Below are 1,009 nucleotides of genomic sequence, written 5' to 3'. Positions count from 1 at the left end.
CCGCGCATGTAGTACATACGTGGGCCTGGCGCTCATGTAAAAACGACAGGCCCCTTCAAACCGCTTTCCCCTGCACGCCCCCGCCCTGCTGACGTTCGCGCAGCAGGCACGCAGGTTGCGACGAACCGGCTTTACCGCTCGCGCCACTCGCCCACGCCGCGCCATGGACTCCACACCACCGTTCGCTCCGCACCTCTACTTCTGCGACGCCCGCCTCGTCGGGCCGCTCGACGCGTGGCCGCAAACCTTCGCGCACATCGCGGGGATGGGCTTCGATCACGTGCTGGTCGGCGCGTTCTGGGCCGCGAGCGTGGCCGGCTTTCCGCGCCACGTGGCGGATTTCCGGCGGCCGGCCCAGTCGTTCGAGACACGCGCGAGCGCGCTCGAAACCTTCTCGCGGCTCGCGCAACTGGCGAAGGGCCACGGGCTGCGCCTGCTGCTCGAAGTCGTGCCCGACCGCATCGCGCGCGACAATCCGCTGCGCGCCGAGCATCCTGACTGGTACGTCGAGCGTACGCACGACGACGCGCTGATCGATCCGCGCGGCACCGCGCACGCACTGGATATCGCGCATGCGAACACCGCCGACGAAGCCGTGCGCGACGCGCTGTCGGCATGGTGGTGCGCGCATCTCGCGACGTACGCCGACGCGGGCGCGGCCGGCTTCCTGATCGACGCGCCGCATCACCTGCCGGCCGACTGGTGGCCGGGCTGGCGCGCGGCGCTGCGCCGTGCGCGCCCGGACGTCGCGGTGCTCGCCGGGGTGCCCGGTCATGCACGTGACGCGCTCGCGCAACTCGAAGCCGCCGGGTTCGACGCGGTGTTTTCATCGGTGCGCTGGTGGGACCTGCGCGCGCCGTGGTTCGCGGACGAGCACCGGCTGCTGCGACGGATCGGCGCGCCGATCGCGTTCCCCGATGCGCCCGACGGCCCGCGCGTAATAACTTCGTATAGCATACATTATACGAAGTTATACGAGGAGCTGTTCGAGCGCCTCGCCATACGATTG

The 1,009-nt window shown here is 69.8% G+C and carries 1 pseudogene; it reads left to right on the top strand.

From position 1 onward, the window contains the following. Positions 1-163: 163 nt before the first annotated feature. A pseudogene (locus JMF90_RS38350) lies at positions 164-1,009 on the top strand (DUF3416 domain-containing protein); the annotation flags it as partial.

This window comes from Burkholderia sp. E168m23, from assembly GCF_016586125.1.
Lineage (GTDB): Bacteria > Pseudomonadota > Gammaproteobacteria > Burkholderiales > Burkholderiaceae > Burkholderia > Burkholderia orbicola.
Note: the sequence above shows the minus strand (reverse complement) of the source record. Positions and strands in the feature narration are given on the sequence as shown.